The sequence below is a fragment of the Shewanella sp. MEBiC00475 genome, from assembly GCF_005234075.1.
In the GTDB taxonomy this organism is placed as follows: Bacteria; Pseudomonadota; Gammaproteobacteria; order Enterobacterales; family Shewanellaceae; genus Shewanella; species Shewanella polaris.
Genome location: NZ_CP039928.1, coordinates 3,980,762 through 3,996,243, shown reverse-complemented (window position 1 = coordinate 3,996,243; position 15,482 = coordinate 3,980,762). Strand labels below are relative to the sequence as shown.

The following is a 15,482-nucleotide window of genomic DNA, read 5'->3' as shown; positions in this document are numbered from 1 at the left end:
GATCTCTTCGAATATAAGTGAGTTAAAAAGCTTTTACATAAATTGGCGAAAAGGGTTCATTTTGTACTAGCTCAACTAATAACTCTTTGACTAACTCCATTAGCGCTAAAAAGCTCACCACAACACCAGCACGGCCTTCGCTGACATCAAACAAGCACTCAAAACCAATGTATTCAGTACTGGATAACTTAGCTAAAATTTGGCTCATACGTTCCCGTGTTGATAAATGTTCACGTTTAACATGATGATCTTCGTTGGCATCTATGCGTTTCAGCACTTCGCCAAACGCACGGGCAATATCCACCAACGAGACATCTGGCGGCACTATCACTGGTTTAATATCTGGCGCGGCAGTAACAGATGCCTGAAATACATCGCGCTCAATACGCGGTAATGCATCAATATCAGCAGCCGCTTGTTTGATCACTTCATAGGCTTTTAATTGCCGTATAAGTACCACACGAGGATCTTCCTCCTCGTCATCTTCATTAGCCATTTTAGGCAATAATAACCGCGATTTAATCTCTGCCAACGTTGCCGCCATCACCAAATAATCGGCAGCAAGTTCTATCCGAGCTTCAGTAAGAATGTCGATATAAATTAAATATTGTTGGGTAATTTGTTGGATGGGTAAATCAACCACATCCAATTTTTGCTTACGGATTAGATATAATAATAGATCCAGTGGGCCTTCGAATGTTTCAAGAAACACCTCTAAGGCCTCTGGTGGAATAAACAAGTCTAACGGCATGCTTTCAAGCACTTCGCCACGTATTACTGCCAATGGCAGGCTTTGCTGACTGCCTTGCATGTTTATCCTTGGCTATTTATCAATAGTGTGAGTTTATTCAAATGCACTGGTATCGCCAGCACCATGACGTAATATCACCATTTCACCTTCAGACATATCAATTACAGTGGTTTGATTTTCAGGTAAATAACCGCCATGAATTATACCGTCTACCTGGTGATCGAGTATATCGCGAATATGCTCTGGATCTGACTCGGCAAATTGTTCATTTGGCATCACCAAACTGGTGGTCATCATCGGCTCACCCAATGCTTCAAGTATTGCCAACGCTATAATATTATTCGGAACACGGATACCAATGGTACGTTTTTTGTCACATTGTAAACGACGAGGTACTTCTTTTGTCGCTTTGAAAATAAACGTATATGGCCCAGGCATACAACTTTTTAATAGACGGTATGCTTGGTTATCAACGCGGGCAAAATTAGCCAACTCAGATAAATCCCGGCACATTAATGAAAAATTAGCGTCGTTTTCAATCTGGCGGATACGTGCCATACGCGTCATGGCATTTTTTTCACCAATCATACAACCTAATGCATAACCTGAGTCTGTAGGATAAACAATGACTCCGCCTTGTTTAAGAATATCCACCACTTGGTTTATTAACCGAGCTTGTGGGTTCTCATCATGAATATAAAAAAATTGACTCATGCTCTTTCCGTCCAATGTTGTGATTGCCAAACCCATTCCACACCTTGAGGTTGGAATAAGTTTTTACCTAGCTCGATCCAATTACTGGGAAAGTGAAAATCGCTCCCCACAGAAGCAAGTAGGTTATTTTGCTTACTTAATGCGATCAAATTATTACGGTCGTCTAATGTTTGCTGGCCTAAAATAACTTCAATCGCATCGCCACCGGCCTCTGCAAATTCACGCACTAAGCGTTTAAGCCATTTGGCCGATAATTTGTAACCGCTAGGGTGGGCTAATACTGCTACGCCACCCGCTTGATGAATATGTTCTATCGCATTGGTCATGTCGCCCCAATTATTGGGTACATAGCCCGTTTTACCGCGTGCCAAATAACGTTTAAATACACTAGGCATATCTGAAGCATGCCCATTATTAGCTAGCCATCTAGCATAATGACCTCGACTCAGTGCGGCATCGCCTGCAATAGCTTTGGCCCCTTCATAGGCGCCTTCAATACCAGCTTTAGCTAAACGTTCGCCGATCTCTTGGGCTCGCACTTCACGCAATTGGCGTTGATGAATTAAAAACTCGAGCAATCCCGTGTGAGCAATATCCAAGTTTAATCCAACAATATGAATGTCAAAACTGTTCCAACGAGTTGAAATCTCACAACCGTTGATGAGTTTTAAAGGCGTCTCATGTGCTTTATTAGCAAGATGCGCTTCTGCTAATCCGCCGACAGTGTCGTGATCAGTAATAGCAAACATCTCAACGCCTTTTTCAATAGCGCGAGTTAATAATTCTGTTGGTGTTAGTTGACCATCTGATGCGGTCGTGTGGCTGTGAAGATCGGCCAAGAGAGTCTCTGTAATCATATGGTTATTGTACAAGAGTAGCGGTATAAATACTGCTTGGATTTATGAATAAATGATGGCAATTGATAACTTTTTTGCTCTTTAGTTAGTTAAAACGCTCAATAAATAGACCAGATTTATCCTGATTATCATTTTTTAACAACTTTTGAGAAATATTCAATTGACATTAATCTCCAGCTGGGTTTTCCTATAGGTATTAAATACCAACTCAAGATGCTATTAACAATGACACACTGTTTTGCTTCATTACACATTACTTGGTGGTGGCACTTCCCAAATTAACGGGTTGTGTGAAGCGTTGTGCTCATTTTTAAGAGACAAGATTTTACCAGAAAGCCCGCAGAGATGTGGGCTTTCTTGTTATTTGGCCCATTCAACATTGTCACTCGGGTTACACTACATTTAAAGGCCAACAAATGAATAATACAATGACACAGGGAGCGGCTACACAGTGACTACAACAATGACCAAACTAAACCAGCTCGCTCAGGTTACCACGCAAACACAGCCGTTAACCTACCACACTGATCCGCTAAAGCTGTATCAGCAAGTTACCGGCAACGCGCCGCATACCATGTTATTAGAATCAGCTGAGGTCGAAAGTAAAGACCACTTAAAAAGCATCGTATTAACTCATGCTGCTATGATGATCCGTTGTGACGGTTATCAACTTACGTTTAGCGCATTAACTCACAATGGCGTGGCCTTGTTAGCGCCAATTGCCAACTTTTTCAATGATGCAGAGCAACAACGAGATAATGATACCTTAATCATCACGTTGAAAAAGGCCACCGAATTACAAGACGAAGATGCACGCTTAAAGTCTACGTCGCCTCTTGATGGCTTAAGAATGTTTATCAAACACATTCAAACCAATAATCCGCTTAAATTTGAAGATTTATTTTTAGGTGGCGTATTAGCATATGACTTGATTGATACAGTGGAGCCACTTCCAGCGGCGCCCAATGCGCATAATGACTGCCCCGACTACTTATTCTATCTTGCTGAGACGCTTATTTTAATAGACCATCAAACTCAACAAGCTGAGATTGTCAGTCATCAATTTAGTCAAGATACAGACATTAAAAACCAACTCTCTCAGCAAGTTCAACATGTCATACAACAATGTGCACAATTAGATGATATTGAACCGTTAGTACCAGTAGCAACCGACGCAATAGTCAACATCACTGACGAACAATTTAAGCAAACGGTTATTGATTTAAAAGAACACATTGTCGCAGGTGATATTTTTCAAGTGGTGCCATCTCGTTGCTTCAGCCTACCCTGCCCTAATACCATCGGGGCATACCGAGCATTGAGACTCACCAACCCAAGCCCTTATATGTTCTATTTCAGAGGCCCTGACTTCACCTTATTTGGCGCATCACCAGAAAGTGCCCTTAAATACGATGCCGCCAGTAATCAAGTTGAAGTTTACCCCATTGCTGGTACACGTCAGCGTGGCAAGAATGCCCAAGGTGAAATTGATTTCGACCTAGATAGCCGTATCGAACTTGAACTGCGTCTAGATAAGAAAGAGTTGTCTGAACATCTAATGCTGGTCGATTTAGCTCGTAATGACATCGCCCGCATCAGCCAAAGCGGTAGCCGTAAAGTCACAGAACTATTAAAAGTCGATCGTTATTCGCATGTGATGCATTTAGTCAGTCGCGTTACCGGTCAGTTACGCTTAGATTTAGATGCCCTACACGCTTATCAAGCCTGTATGAACATGGGCACTTTAGTTGGCGCACCAAAAGTACGTGCATCACAATTAGTTCGCCAAGCAGAACAAGCTCGCCGTGGTAGTTATGGTGGCGCAGTAGGTTACCTCAATGGTTTAGGCGATATGGACACCTGCATTGTTATTCGTTCCGCTTTTGTTAAAAATGATGTTGCCCATATACAAGCGGGTGCAGGAGTGGTGTTTGATTCAGATCCCCAAGCCGAAGCAGATGAAACTCGTCAAAAAGCCCAAGCGGTGATCTCAGCGATAAAAATGGGAGGTGGTCTATGAGCAACGCAACCACACAAACTGATCAACAGATGAAAATATACTTACTCGATAACTTCGATTCGTTTACTTACAACCTCGTCGACCAATTCCGCAGCCTTGGCTGTGAAGTGATCATTTATCGTAATGATGTCAGTGCCGATTATGTCGCTGAAAAGCTGATGAATGAAACGGGTAAAACAGCATTAGTATTATCACCTGGACCAGGTGCACCTCATGAAGCTGGCTGCATGATGGAGTTAATAGGTAAAGTGGCAGGAAAAGTGCCGATGCTTGGCATTTGTTTAGGTCAACAAGCAATGGTTGAATACTATGGCGGAAAAGTTGAGCGCGCGCCATTTGTGGTCCACGGTAAAGCCAGTCCGACCTTCCATAATGGTCAAGGTGTATTTGCCAATTTACCCTCACCATTACCAGTTGCCCGTTATCATAGCTTAGTGGCGACAATAGTACCTGAATGCTTAGACATTATTGCCACAACAGATGGCATGCCAATGGCAATACAGCACCCACAAGATCAAGCAATCGGTTTTCAATTTCATCCAGAATCCATTTTAACCACATTAGGCAGCCAATTACTGACACAAACATTGGCCTACTTAACCCAAGAACATACTTTTGCTGGAGGCGCATAATGGATAATCTACAAGCTTTATTTGACCGCCTTTACCAAGGTAAGTCGTTAGATCGCGAGCAAATGGCACAAGTGTTTAGCGCTATTATTCAAGGTGATATGCAACCAGCAACAATGGCGGGTATGTTAGTGGCGCTGAAAATGCGCGGCGAAACCATTGATGAAATAGCTGGAGCCGCGGACGCATTACGCCAAGCAGCCAAAGCATTCCCACGTAGCGATGCCTCAAAACACACTGGTATTGTTGATATTGTTGGTACGGGTGGTGATGGTTACAACACCATTAATATATCAACCACTGCCGCGTTTGTTGCTGCTGCAGCGGGCGCAAGAGTGGCGAAACACGGTAACCGCAGCGTATCAAGTAAGTCTGGTTCTTCCGACTTATTGTCTCATTGCGGTATCGCACTCACCATGGAACCAGAAGCAGCAAGCCAATGTTTAGATAAACTCGGTTTATGCTTTTTATTCGCACCGCATTACCATGGTGGAGTTAAACATGCAGTGCCAGTAAGGCAAGCGTTAAAAACGCGAACCATTTTTAATGTGCTAGGCCCGCTAATTAACCCTGCCAGCCCAGAGTTTATGTTACTAGGTGTTTACACACTTGAACTTATTGAACCCATTGCCCACGTGCTGCATGCCCTTGGGGTAAAACGCGCTATGGTGGTTTATGGCAGTGGCTTAGATGAAGTAGCCCTTCACGATAATACTCATGTGGCAGAACTAAAAGACGGTGTAGTGCGTACTTACCAGCTGAGCCCTGAAGATCTAGGGGTTGAACGTGCAGACATAGCACAGCTAACGGGTGGCGAACCGGCAGACAATGCCTTAATAACCCAAGCCATTTTACAAGGCAAAGGCCTGCCAGCTCATCGAGATGCGGTGGCCATTAATGCCGGTTGTGCTTTGTATATCAGTGGTGTTTGCGACTCAGTTCAAGCGGGCACTCAACTAGCGCTTGATACACTTGCGGGCGGTGCAGCCTTTACCTTATTAACCGATTTAGCTGCCGCGAGCCAAGCTGGAGAACATAATGAGTAAGCCAGAAAGTAATGTACTAACCCGTATTGTTGATACAAAAGTGGCGCATATTGCCGCACTTAAACTGCGTTTTCCAGAAGCCAGTTTACAGCCTAAAATATCAGATCGTAGTTTATATGACGCCCTAAAAGCGCCTAATGCTCAGTTCATCTTTGAATGTAAAAAGGCCAGCCCTTCTAAAGGGCTTATTCGTCCAGTGTTTGATGTTGAAGCCATTGCAGATATTTATGTTCATTACGCTGCAGGTATTTCAGTGCTCACCGACGAACAGTTTTTCCAAGGTGACATGGACTACATTCCAAAAGTGCGCGCAAGGGTAACTCAACCGATTATCTGTAAAGACTTTTTTGTCGACCCATACCAAGTAAAATTGGCAGCCCATCAAGGCGCAGATGCCATATTGCTGATGTTGTCAGTACTTGATGATGCACAATATCGTTTATTAGCCGATGAAGCCGCAAAATATCAATTGGATGCCTTAACCGAAGTCAGTAACGAAGCTGAATTGGCTCGGGCAATTGATCTTAATGCGCCGATTATTGGTATTAACAACCGCAATTTACGCGACTTAAGCACGGATCTTGCGACAACAGAGTTATTAGCACCACAGATCCCTGCAGACAGAGTAGTGATAAGCGAATCGGGAATTTACAACCACCAGCAAACTCGTCGTTTAAATCCATTAGTAGACGGTTACCTTGTTGGCAGTTCCATTATGGCGCAACACGATATTGATTTAGCGTGCAGACAACTTGTTTTTGGTAACAATAAAGTCTGTGGTTTAACTCAAATTGACGATATTGAGGCAGTCGCAAAGGCAGGTGCCGTGTTTGGCGGATTAATATTCCATCCTAAATCACCAAGAGCGGTTACTCCTGAAGTGGCAACTGAGTTAGTCGCACAAATGCACCAACGCAATATTGGCTTAAATATGGTGGGGGTATTTGTTAATCATCCCGTTGCTGACATTGCCAACTTAGCCAAAAAACTTGAATTATTTGCGGTGCAATTACATGGCGATGAAACTGAACTTGAAATAAAACAGTTAACAGCATTACTGGCTCAACAACAACTCAGCACTGAGATTTGGAAAGCCGTCGCTGTTGATAGTCAAAGTGGCGAAATGAGCCAAAAGCCAGCGGGTGCCAATCGTTATTTATACGATAGCAAATCAGCACAACAATTTGGCGGCACAGGACAAACATTTAATTGGCAAGCCGATATTGATGATAAACAAGATGCGATGTTGGCGGGTGGATTAACCCCAGACAATGTTTATCTTGCAAGCCAGCAAGGATTTTATGGGGTCGACTTAAATTCAGGAGTAGAATCTAGCCCTGGACATAAAGACCACCAAAAACTCATTGCCGCATTTACCCAATTACGCCGTAATTAATTTTATATTTACGACACTATTTTTAGTTAAAAACATGATTACTCGAAGGGAATATTTATGACCGAGCTCAAGCTTAACCCTTATTTCGGCGAATATGGCGGTATGTACGTACCACAGATTTTAGTGCCTGCATTAAAGCAACTCGAAACCGCCTTTGTTGAAGCTCAACAAGATGAAAGCTTTATTACTGAATTTACCGACCTATTGAAAAACTATGCCGGCCGCCCGACAGCGCTAACCCTCACCCGTAACCTAAGTCCAAATCCTTTGGTAAAAATTTACCTAAAACGTGAAGACTTACTCCACGGCGGTGCTCATAAAACCAACCAAGTATTGGGTCAGGCTTTGTTAGCTAAGCGAATGGGTAAAAAAGAAATTATTGCCGAAACAGGTGCTGGCCAACATGGTGTGGCCACAGCCCTAGCCTGTGCACTTTTGGGGCTAAAATGTAAAGTTTACATGGGCGCAAAGGACATTGAACGTCAGTCTCCAAATGTGTTCCGCATGAAATTAATGGGCGCTGAAGTGATTCCAGTAACATCGGGTTCTTCAACCTTAAAAGATGCCTGTAACGAAGCCATGCGCGACTGGTCAGGCAGCTATGATAAAGCCCATTACTTACTGGGTACAGCAGCCGGCCCGCATCCATTTCCAACTATTGTCCGTGAATTCCAACGGATGATAGGTGAAGAAACTAAAAAGCAAATTCTTGAAAGAGAAGGACGTTTACCAGATGCCGTTATCGCTTGTGTAGGCGGTGGCTCAAACGCTATTGGTATGTTTGCTGATTTTATTGATGAACCATCAGTAGAACTCATTGGTGTAGAACCTGCCGGTAAAGGCATTGATACCCCGATGCACGGTGCACCACTTAAACATGGTAAAACCGGGATTTTCTTTGGAATGAAATCGCCATTAATGCAAGATAGTGACGGTCAGATTGAAGAATCATATTCGGTTTCTGCAGGACTTGATTTCCCATCGGTAGGACCACAACATGCGTATTTAAATTCTATTGGTCGTGCACGTTATGAGTCAGCTACTGATGATGAAGCGCTTGAGATGTTTCAAACACTTGCTCGCTGCGAAGGCATTATTCCCGCATTAGAATCTGCCCATGCCCTCGCCTATGCCGTACGCATGGCAAAAGAAGCCACTAAAGAAACCATTTTAGTGGTTAATTTATCTGGCCGTGGTGACAAAGATATTTTTACTGTGGCTGATATTTTAGAAGCCAAACAAAAAACACAGGAGAGCGGCAATGAGTAACCGTTATCAAACAGCATTTGCTGCACTGAAAGCACAAGATAAAGGTGCGTTTGTTCCTTTTGTGACCATTGGCGATCCGAGCCCTGAATTATCGTTAAAAATTATTCTAACCTTAGTGAATAATGGCGCTGATGCCCTTGAATTAGGATTTCCTTTTTCAGATCCATTAGCCGATGGACCAGTGATACAAGGTGCAAATTTGCGATCGTTAGCCGCAGGTACCACCCCAAGTGATTGCTTTGATATCATCACTAAAATTCGTGCCCAACACCCTGATCTGCCGATTGGGTTATTACTGTATGCCAACCTAGTTTTTGCTAATGGTATTGATGCGTTTTATGCCAAAGCAAAGGCTGCAGGTGTTGATTCAGTATTGATTGCCGACGTACCCGTTGAAGAGTCAGCACCTTTTAGTAAAGCTGCTAAAGCTCACGGTATTGCACCTATCTTTATTGCACCGCCTAATGCTGACTCAGACACATTAAAAATGGTCAGTGAACAAGGTGAAGGTTACACCTATCTGTTATCACGTGCGGGCGTCACGGGTACTGAATCAAAAGCAGGTCAACCTATTGAAAACATTCTGGCACAGCTGGCTGAATTTAATGCACCGCCACCACTATTAGGTTTTGGTATTGCAGAACCAGAACAAGTACGTGCGGCCATCAAAGCAGGCGCTGCAGGTGCTATTTCAGGCTCAGCTGTAGTTAAGATTATTGCTGCACACCAACATGATGAAGTCACCTTATTGGCCAAACTTGCTGAATTTACCGCGACAATGAAAGCCGCAACCTAGACACTTTTTGATAACCATAGCCCAAAAAGAGCCGTTAATTCGGCTCTTTTTTCAGGTATTAATCTGTCCATAATACGGTTTCACTTTCCGATGATAAATATCAACAATCTAGAAACCTATAACGGTGCTAGAGATAGAAACACAAGCGCGACTGACCTTAAGCACTGATTAAAAAGTTACCACCGTAACTTACTCAGCCTAAATAACAACACATAAAAAATGATTCACTGGAGCATATATAAGGCACGGACAATCATCGATCTCGCTGAAGATTGCCGTTAACATTCCCTTGCAAGATGGCCGATGATTAATCATTTTTCGCTATCCTTGTTAATGTGAATAGGGATAACATCATGCTACAATCGATGATTATTACGGTGGTAATGCCACATCATCAGCCTCTTTTTCTAACCTGAGATCGTTATGAAACAACTGTTAGATTTTTTACCTTTAGTCATTTTTTTCGCTGTATATAAACTCTATGACATTTATACTGCAACAGCAGTATTGATTGCTGCTTCAGCAATTCAACTCGTCATCACTTATCTGCTTTATAAACACATTGAAAAAATGCATTTGGCCACATTCGCCTTGGTGACTGTCTTTGGGTCTCTTACACTGTTTTTCCATGATGATGCCTTTATCAAATGGAAAGTCAGCATCGTTTACGCCTTGTTTGCTATTGGGTTAATTGTCTCTCAAATGATGGGCAAACCTGCGCTTAAGAGCATGTTAGGTAAAGAAATGAAAGTTGACGATAAAATATGGGCTCAACTTACATGGTATTGGGTTGGATTTTTTGTTTTATGTGGATTCGCCAACATTTATATTGCGTTCAATTTACCTTTAGAAACTTGGGTTAACTTTAAAGTCTTTGGCTTAACAGCCCTCACCTTAATTAACACTGTTATTACGGTAGTCTATCTGTATAAAAATATGGAAGAAGACAACTCACAACCAACTGATGGTCAATAATCAATCAACAAGATCAAGTAAAGGAAGATGCTATATGTGGTATATGATTTCATCTCAAGATGTCGAAAACAGTTTAGAAAAACGTTTATCTGTTCGTACTGAACATTTAGCCCGTTTACAAACTTTAGCCGATGAAGGCCGTTTATTAACTGCCGGACCACATCCTGCAATTGATAATGAAAACCCTGGAGAAGCGGGTTTTACTGGTTCTTTAGTTGTTGCCGAGTTCTCTTCACTAGAAGATGCCCAAGCTTGGGCCGATGTAGACCCTTATATCGCCGCTGGCGTATACAAAAGTGTCATCGTTAAACCATTTAAGCGAGTACTTCCATAATGAAAATAGTGTCTTTTAACATTAATGGGATACGTGCTCGTTTACATCAATTACAAGCACTGATCGACAGCCATTCACCGGATATTATTGGTTTGCAAGAAACCAAAGTACATGATGACGCGTTCCCTGTCGCTGACGTAGAAGCTATGGGTTATAAAGTTCATTATCATGGTGGCAAAGCACATTATGGTGTGGCGATGCTGTCAAAAATAGAACCTATTTGTGTTATTAAAGGTTTTGAAACCGATGATGAAGACGCCCAACGTCGCCTGATCATTGGCAAGTTCAAGCAAGACAATGGCCGTATATTAACGGTATTCAATGGCTACTTCCCTCAAGGTGAAAGTATTCATCACGAAACAAAATATCCGGCTAAGCGTAAGTTTTATCAAGACTTAATGCTGTATTTAGAAAAGCATCATAATCCTAGTGAAGACATTGCGATTATTGGTGATATTAATATATCGCCAACCGATTTAGACATTGGTATTGGTGATGTTAACGCCAAGCGTTGGTTAAAATCGGGTAAATGTAGCTTCCAACCTGAAGAACGTGAATGGTTAGCGCGCCTAGAACAATGGGGATTTATCGATAGTTTTCGTCAATTACACCCAACTCGCACAGAACGTTATTCATGGTTTGATTATCGCAGCAAAGGTTTTGTTGACAACCGCGGCCTTCGAATAGACGTTATTTTGGTGACTGAACCTATGGTCCCACGCTTAATTGAATCTGACGTGGATTACGATTTACGCGGTATTGAGAAACCATCAGATCATGCGCCAATTTGGAGCACCTTTAGCGAAAAGCTAATATAAGTTAAACAATCTAGTTATAGGTTAACCAAATAACATATCAACTCGATAATTTCGCTACTAAAAGCCATAAAAGCTATAAGTTCATCTTACTTCTAGCGCATTTTTAGTAGCGAATTTGCCTTTAGAACACCCTCTCAGCTAATCTCAACGACCAATCACTATGACAACTCTCTATGGCTACTCTTTATGCCTAGAGTACTTGCAAAACCGCACAGCGCCAGCAGGAAAACACGATTTTAGTTTATATAGATTTTATGTTCAGTGATCTAAAAGAAATAGCGACTGGATAATTGCCATTGTTGTTCGACTAAATCAATAGATTCATTAAGGTAAGCTCTAGCGGGTCGATTTGAATCGATAAGATTGTACTCAAATTGAATAAACCATGGTCGGTCTAATTGGTACTGATAAGCAAGTGTGAATGATTGGCCATCTTCGTTGTTATTATCGCCTGGTACAGTGTCGTTATCGGTGACAGAAAAATCTTCAACACGCATATTGATTCTATGCTGCGACCAACGTTTACTGAGTAAAATATATCCCGATTGAAAATCATTATCTACCACAGGGTAACCTTCCGTGTTGGTCATCAAAGTAGAACCTTGCATAAACTGGCCAATTAAATTGATTCCGTATGGTAAACGCCATTTTGTGCCAACATGACCAAACTGAGTCAACCACACATATTGACCTTGTTTAACGATAAGCGTGTTGGCATTATTGTCATAATAACCAGCTTGAACACTGCCTTTATTACGCCAAGTCCACTTGGCTAACACATGCCCACCAATACGATCGTCAAGTTCAGTAAAAGGATCCGAATTAGCAGCTTGAGCCTCTAACATACCGCCAGTTTCCATTGCTGGAATGGCTGCTATGGGAAGCGTTTCTTGCACTAATGTTTGTCTTGAGGTTTGAGTCCAACCATGCCAAGCCAACATGGCACCAGTGGTATCGTTAAACATAAAGGCTTCAGCTGTTAATGAAAAATCATGCTCTGACTGACGATACTTGCCTAAAGACTCAATGGTTGTCGATAAACCAATGTGTCTGACTTCTTCAGCGAGCCAGCTATTTAACGTTGAGTAATTTAACGTGTAAGGCGATGCCCAAGCTGTTGCAACATTTTCTAACGAGATTTTCGGGTACATCAGCCCAAATTGTACATCAAGGCGAATGCCCGATTCACTTGGAATATCACGATAACGGACCAACGCTTCGGTGATGCCCAATCCATTATTGATCCCATCAACATAGCCATTAGCCGCTATGCGACTCGACCAAGCATCACCCCATTGGATGTGATAATTTAATCCTAGTTGTGATAACGCTAATTGCGCGCCATTGTCTGCGCCAAACTTGCCCAATCCACCCTCTAAATAAGAATCGATACTATCGGCATAACCGGCACGAACATCAATTACGCCACTGAAATCATGCTCAACGTTCTTCAGATCAATAGAGTCGGCATACACACTGCTACTCACAAACAGTAAACAGCACACCATCCTTGTATATAATGAGTAAATAATGATCACTCTCCTATTGATAATCTGATTGTGTTAACCAATCATTAAACTGGCGCTCAGGGAGCGGCCGAGACAAATAAAACCCTTGGCCCATTTCGCAGTTTAGATCGGTTAACCACTCTAACGTAGCCTTGTCTTCGATGCCTTCGGCAACCACTTTAAGCCCCAAGTTATGAGCAAGTTGTAGTGTTGATTGCACAATAATTTGGTCAGCTTGATTTTCTAGTAACTTTTGCACAAATGACTTATCAATTTTTAGCTCATCAACCGGTAATTGCTTCAACTGTGCCAGTGAAGAATAACCCGTACCATAGTCATCTATTGATAGTGTCAGTCCATTATTTCGTAATAATGTGAGCTGCTTTATCGCCAGTTCAGGATCAGATACTACCGCATCCTCGGTGATCTCTAACGTCATTGCAGCTACAGGAACATGATGCTCCGCGAGTGCATTAATGACCCAATGGCAAAATTGCTCATCTTTTAAATTTTCAGCCGAAATATTAACGGCAATACACATATCAATGCCCAATAATTGCCAGCGATGATATTGAGCCATTGCTTCGGTAATAACCCAACGTGTCAACGCATCCATTTGCATGGTTTTTTCAGCAATAGGAATAAACGTATCGGGTGGAATAATGCCTCTAGCAGGATGATCCCAACGAACTAATGCTTCAACATGGGTGATTTTTTGTTTGGCTAAGTTTAATTTTGGTTGGTAATACAATACTAACTGATTTTGCTCAATAGCCACTTTGAGTTCATTAATTAATTGAAAACGTTCAATGCTATTTTTATCAATATTAGCATCATAGATCTGGTAATCACGCTTATTTACTTTAGCGTGCTGCAAGGCGGTATCGGCTTGTCTTAGTAAGGTTACAATATCGATATTTGGCTGATAAAAGCTCACGCCAGCAGTAAACTGTAAATGTAACATCACATCTTTGTAATGATAATCTTGACCAATCTGTTGCTGTAACTTAGATAACACAACATCGAACGATTGATGCTCACAATGCTTAAATGCCAGAACAAATTCATCACCTGACAACCGGTAAGCAAAGGCATCAGAATTAATCTCACATAGACGCTTAGCCACCTCTTTAATCACTTCATCACCCACTTCATGACCTAAAGTGACATTAATTTCGGTCATACGGCGAATATTAATTAAACACAGTCCCATTTTTGAACCTGAAACCAACCAAGGTTCAATGTTGCGCTGTAATTCGTTGCGGTTACCTAAATTGGTTAACGGGTCATGAAACGCTTGATGCTCAATGGCTTTTTCACGCGCTAAAATAGCTTGCTGCATTGAGGTAAACTCGTTAGCTAATTGTTGTAACTCAACACTTGAGTCGACAGTAACATTCGAGTCGTAATTACCTTTGGCAATAAAGCGGGCCTGGGCAATTAATTGTTTAATCGGTCGAGTAATACTGCCCGAAATCAAAAATGCCAATAACAAAGAAACGGGTAACATTAATACCAGCACTGCCACTTGTTGTAACCACTGCGAGTCTATGGAAGCCAGTAAGTCTGAACGCGATTTATACATGTAAGCATGCAGAGCTTGTCCATCAACATCACCCAAAGACTGTTTCCACAAGATATAATCGAGATTGCTTTTTTGATCAGTGATATAGCTGGATAACAACATGCTTTCATCGTTTGACAACGACTCACCAGAGTGGCCAATTGTCGTCATCTTATCCGCCGAGGTTAGGATAAAACCACTATTTAACCCAGTGAGTTTATACAACGAATTGGCCAATGCATCGTCGACGAGAAAACCAAATCCAACCCAACCGATAACACTATTGCCACCACTGGTGAGTGGAGAAAACTTAATTTGATATAACTTATTATCTAATAAATAAAATGGACTTAATGTTTCAAACTCAGAACCTAACAGATAGCGAAACGTACTATTTTGCTCAGAGCCCAAAGCAACCAATTCACGGCCCTTGTCTGTTTGTGATGCGACCAGCTGACCAATAATCTTACCTTCCGCAGATACTGCCATTGCAAGCGAAGCATTGATTCGACTACGATGATTATTGAGTGCAACTAAAAAACTACGGTTATCACCATCAATAAAAATATCTTTTAAGCCGAAGTCTTTTGCTGCCGTTGCTGCGAATGCCGCCAAATAATAGCTTCGATTATCATATTGCGATTCAAAAACAAGACTGGCGACGTCAAGTTGGCTCGCCACATATTGTTGCTCTAATCTTTGATTTGCTTGATAAGACAACCAAAAAGACAAGCTTAATACAGCAATAATTAACAGGACAAAAAAAGCAAAAATCCGAGTTTGCAGGCGATTAAAAAATGCCAAT

At 41.9% G+C, this 15,482-nt stretch carries 14 protein-coding genes; 9 read left to right on the top strand and 5 right to left on the bottom strand.

Going from position 1 to position 15,482, the window contains the following annotated elements:
- Positions 1 to 22 precede the first annotated feature (22 nt).
- The 3 genes from FCN25_RS17720 to FCN25_RS17710 are packed head-to-tail and all read right to left on the bottom strand — an operon-like array spanning position 23 to position 2,322.
- Positions 23 to 811: a ScpA family protein gene (locus FCN25_RS17720; protein WP_137226720.1), complete on the bottom strand. Its 789-nt coding sequence runs from the start codon at positions 809 to 811 to the stop codon at positions 23 to 25.
- A gap of 33 nt (positions 812 to 844) precedes the next feature.
- Positions 845 to 1,465 carry an L-threonylcarbamoyladenylate synthase gene (locus FCN25_RS17715; RefSeq protein ID WP_137226719.1) on the bottom strand — a complete coding sequence of 207 codons (621 nt, stop codon included), beginning with the start codon at positions 1,463 to 1,465 and terminating at the stop codon, positions 845 to 847.
- Positions 1,462 to 2,322 (bottom strand): PHP domain-containing protein, encoded by an 861-nt coding sequence (locus FCN25_RS17710; RefSeq protein ID WP_137226718.1) that lies wholly within the window; start codon positions 2,320 to 2,322, stop codon positions 1,462 to 1,464. The genes FCN25_RS17715 and FCN25_RS17710 overlap by 4 nt, the downstream gene beginning before the upstream one ends.
- Positions 2,323 to 2,785: 463 nt before the next feature.
- On the opposite strand from FCN25_RS17710, the gene FCN25_RS17705 reads away from it, so the two are divergent.
- From FCN25_RS17705 to xthA, 9 genes are all read left to right on the top strand, one after another.
- Positions 2,786 to 4,342, top strand: coding sequence for an anthranilate synthase component 1 (locus tag FCN25_RS17705; RefSeq protein ID WP_137227464.1), 1,557 nt, complete (start codon positions 2,786 to 2,788; stop codon positions 4,340 to 4,342).
- Positions 4,343 to 4,371: 29 nt separating this feature from the next.
- Positions 4,372 to 4,974 carry an aminodeoxychorismate/anthranilate synthase component II gene (locus FCN25_RS17700; protein WP_137227463.1) on the top strand — a complete coding sequence of 201 codons (603 nt, stop codon included), beginning with the start codon at positions 4,372 to 4,374 and terminating at the stop codon, positions 4,972 to 4,974.
- Positions 4,974 to 6,017, top strand: coding sequence for an anthranilate phosphoribosyltransferase (gene trpD, locus FCN25_RS17695; RefSeq protein ID WP_137226717.1), 1,044 nt, complete (start codon positions 4,974 to 4,976; stop codon positions 6,015 to 6,017). The genes FCN25_RS17700 and trpD overlap by 1 nt, the downstream gene beginning before the upstream one ends.
- Positions 6,010 to 7,413: a bifunctional indole-3-glycerol-phosphate synthase TrpC/phosphoribosylanthranilate isomerase TrpF gene (gene trpCF / locus FCN25_RS17690; RefSeq protein WP_137226716.1), complete on the top strand. Its 1,404-nt coding sequence runs from the start codon at positions 6,010 to 6,012 to the stop codon at positions 7,411 to 7,413. Before trpD ends, trpCF begins: the two co-directional genes overlap by 8 nt.
- Positions 7,414 to 7,470: 57 nt before the next feature.
- Complete coding sequence (gene trpB / locus FCN25_RS17685) at positions 7,471 to 8,682, top strand: tryptophan synthase subunit beta (RefSeq protein WP_137226715.1); 1,212 nt, start codon at positions 7,471 to 7,473, stop codon at positions 8,680 to 8,682.
- On the top strand, positions 8,675 to 9,478 hold the full coding sequence (gene trpA, locus FCN25_RS17680; RefSeq protein ID WP_137226714.1) for a tryptophan synthase subunit alpha: 804 nt from the start codon (positions 8,675 to 8,677) through the stop codon (positions 9,476 to 9,478). The genes trpB and trpA overlap by 8 nt, the downstream gene beginning before the upstream one ends.
- A gap of 423 nt (positions 9,479 to 9,901) precedes the next feature.
- The gene (locus tag FCN25_RS17675) at positions 9,902 to 10,453 is read left to right on the top strand and encodes a septation protein A (RefSeq protein ID WP_137226713.1); all 552 of its coding nucleotides are present in this window, start codon (positions 9,902 to 9,904) and stop codon (positions 10,451 to 10,453) included.
- 34 nt (positions 10,454 to 10,487) lie between these two features.
- Positions 10,488 to 10,787 carry a YciI family protein gene (locus tag FCN25_RS17670; protein ID WP_137226712.1) on the top strand — a complete coding sequence of 100 codons (300 nt, stop codon included), beginning with the start codon at positions 10,488 to 10,490 and terminating at the stop codon, positions 10,785 to 10,787.
- Positions 10,787 to 11,605, top strand: a complete 819-nt coding sequence (gene xthA, locus FCN25_RS17665; RefSeq protein ID WP_137226711.1) for an exodeoxyribonuclease III — start codon at positions 10,787 to 10,789, stop codon at positions 11,603 to 11,605. Before FCN25_RS17670 ends, xthA begins: the two co-directional genes overlap by 1 nt.
- Before the next feature lie 266 nt (positions 11,606 to 11,871).
- Here the strand turns inward: xthA and FCN25_RS17660 are convergent, their stop codons facing one another.
- Both FCN25_RS17660 and FCN25_RS17655 read right to left on the bottom strand, forming a co-directional pair.
- A complete protein-coding gene (locus FCN25_RS17660; protein ID WP_254693676.1) occupies positions 11,872 to 13,092 on the bottom strand; it encodes a hypothetical protein in 1,221 nt (406 codons plus the stop codon).
- A 55-nt stretch (positions 13,093 to 13,147) separates the two neighbouring features.
- Positions 13,148 to 15,481, bottom strand: a complete 2,334-nt coding sequence (locus FCN25_RS17655) for an EAL domain-containing protein (RefSeq protein WP_137226710.1) — start codon at positions 15,479 to 15,481, stop codon at positions 13,148 to 13,150.
- Between the last annotated feature and the right edge of the window lies 1 nt (position 15,482).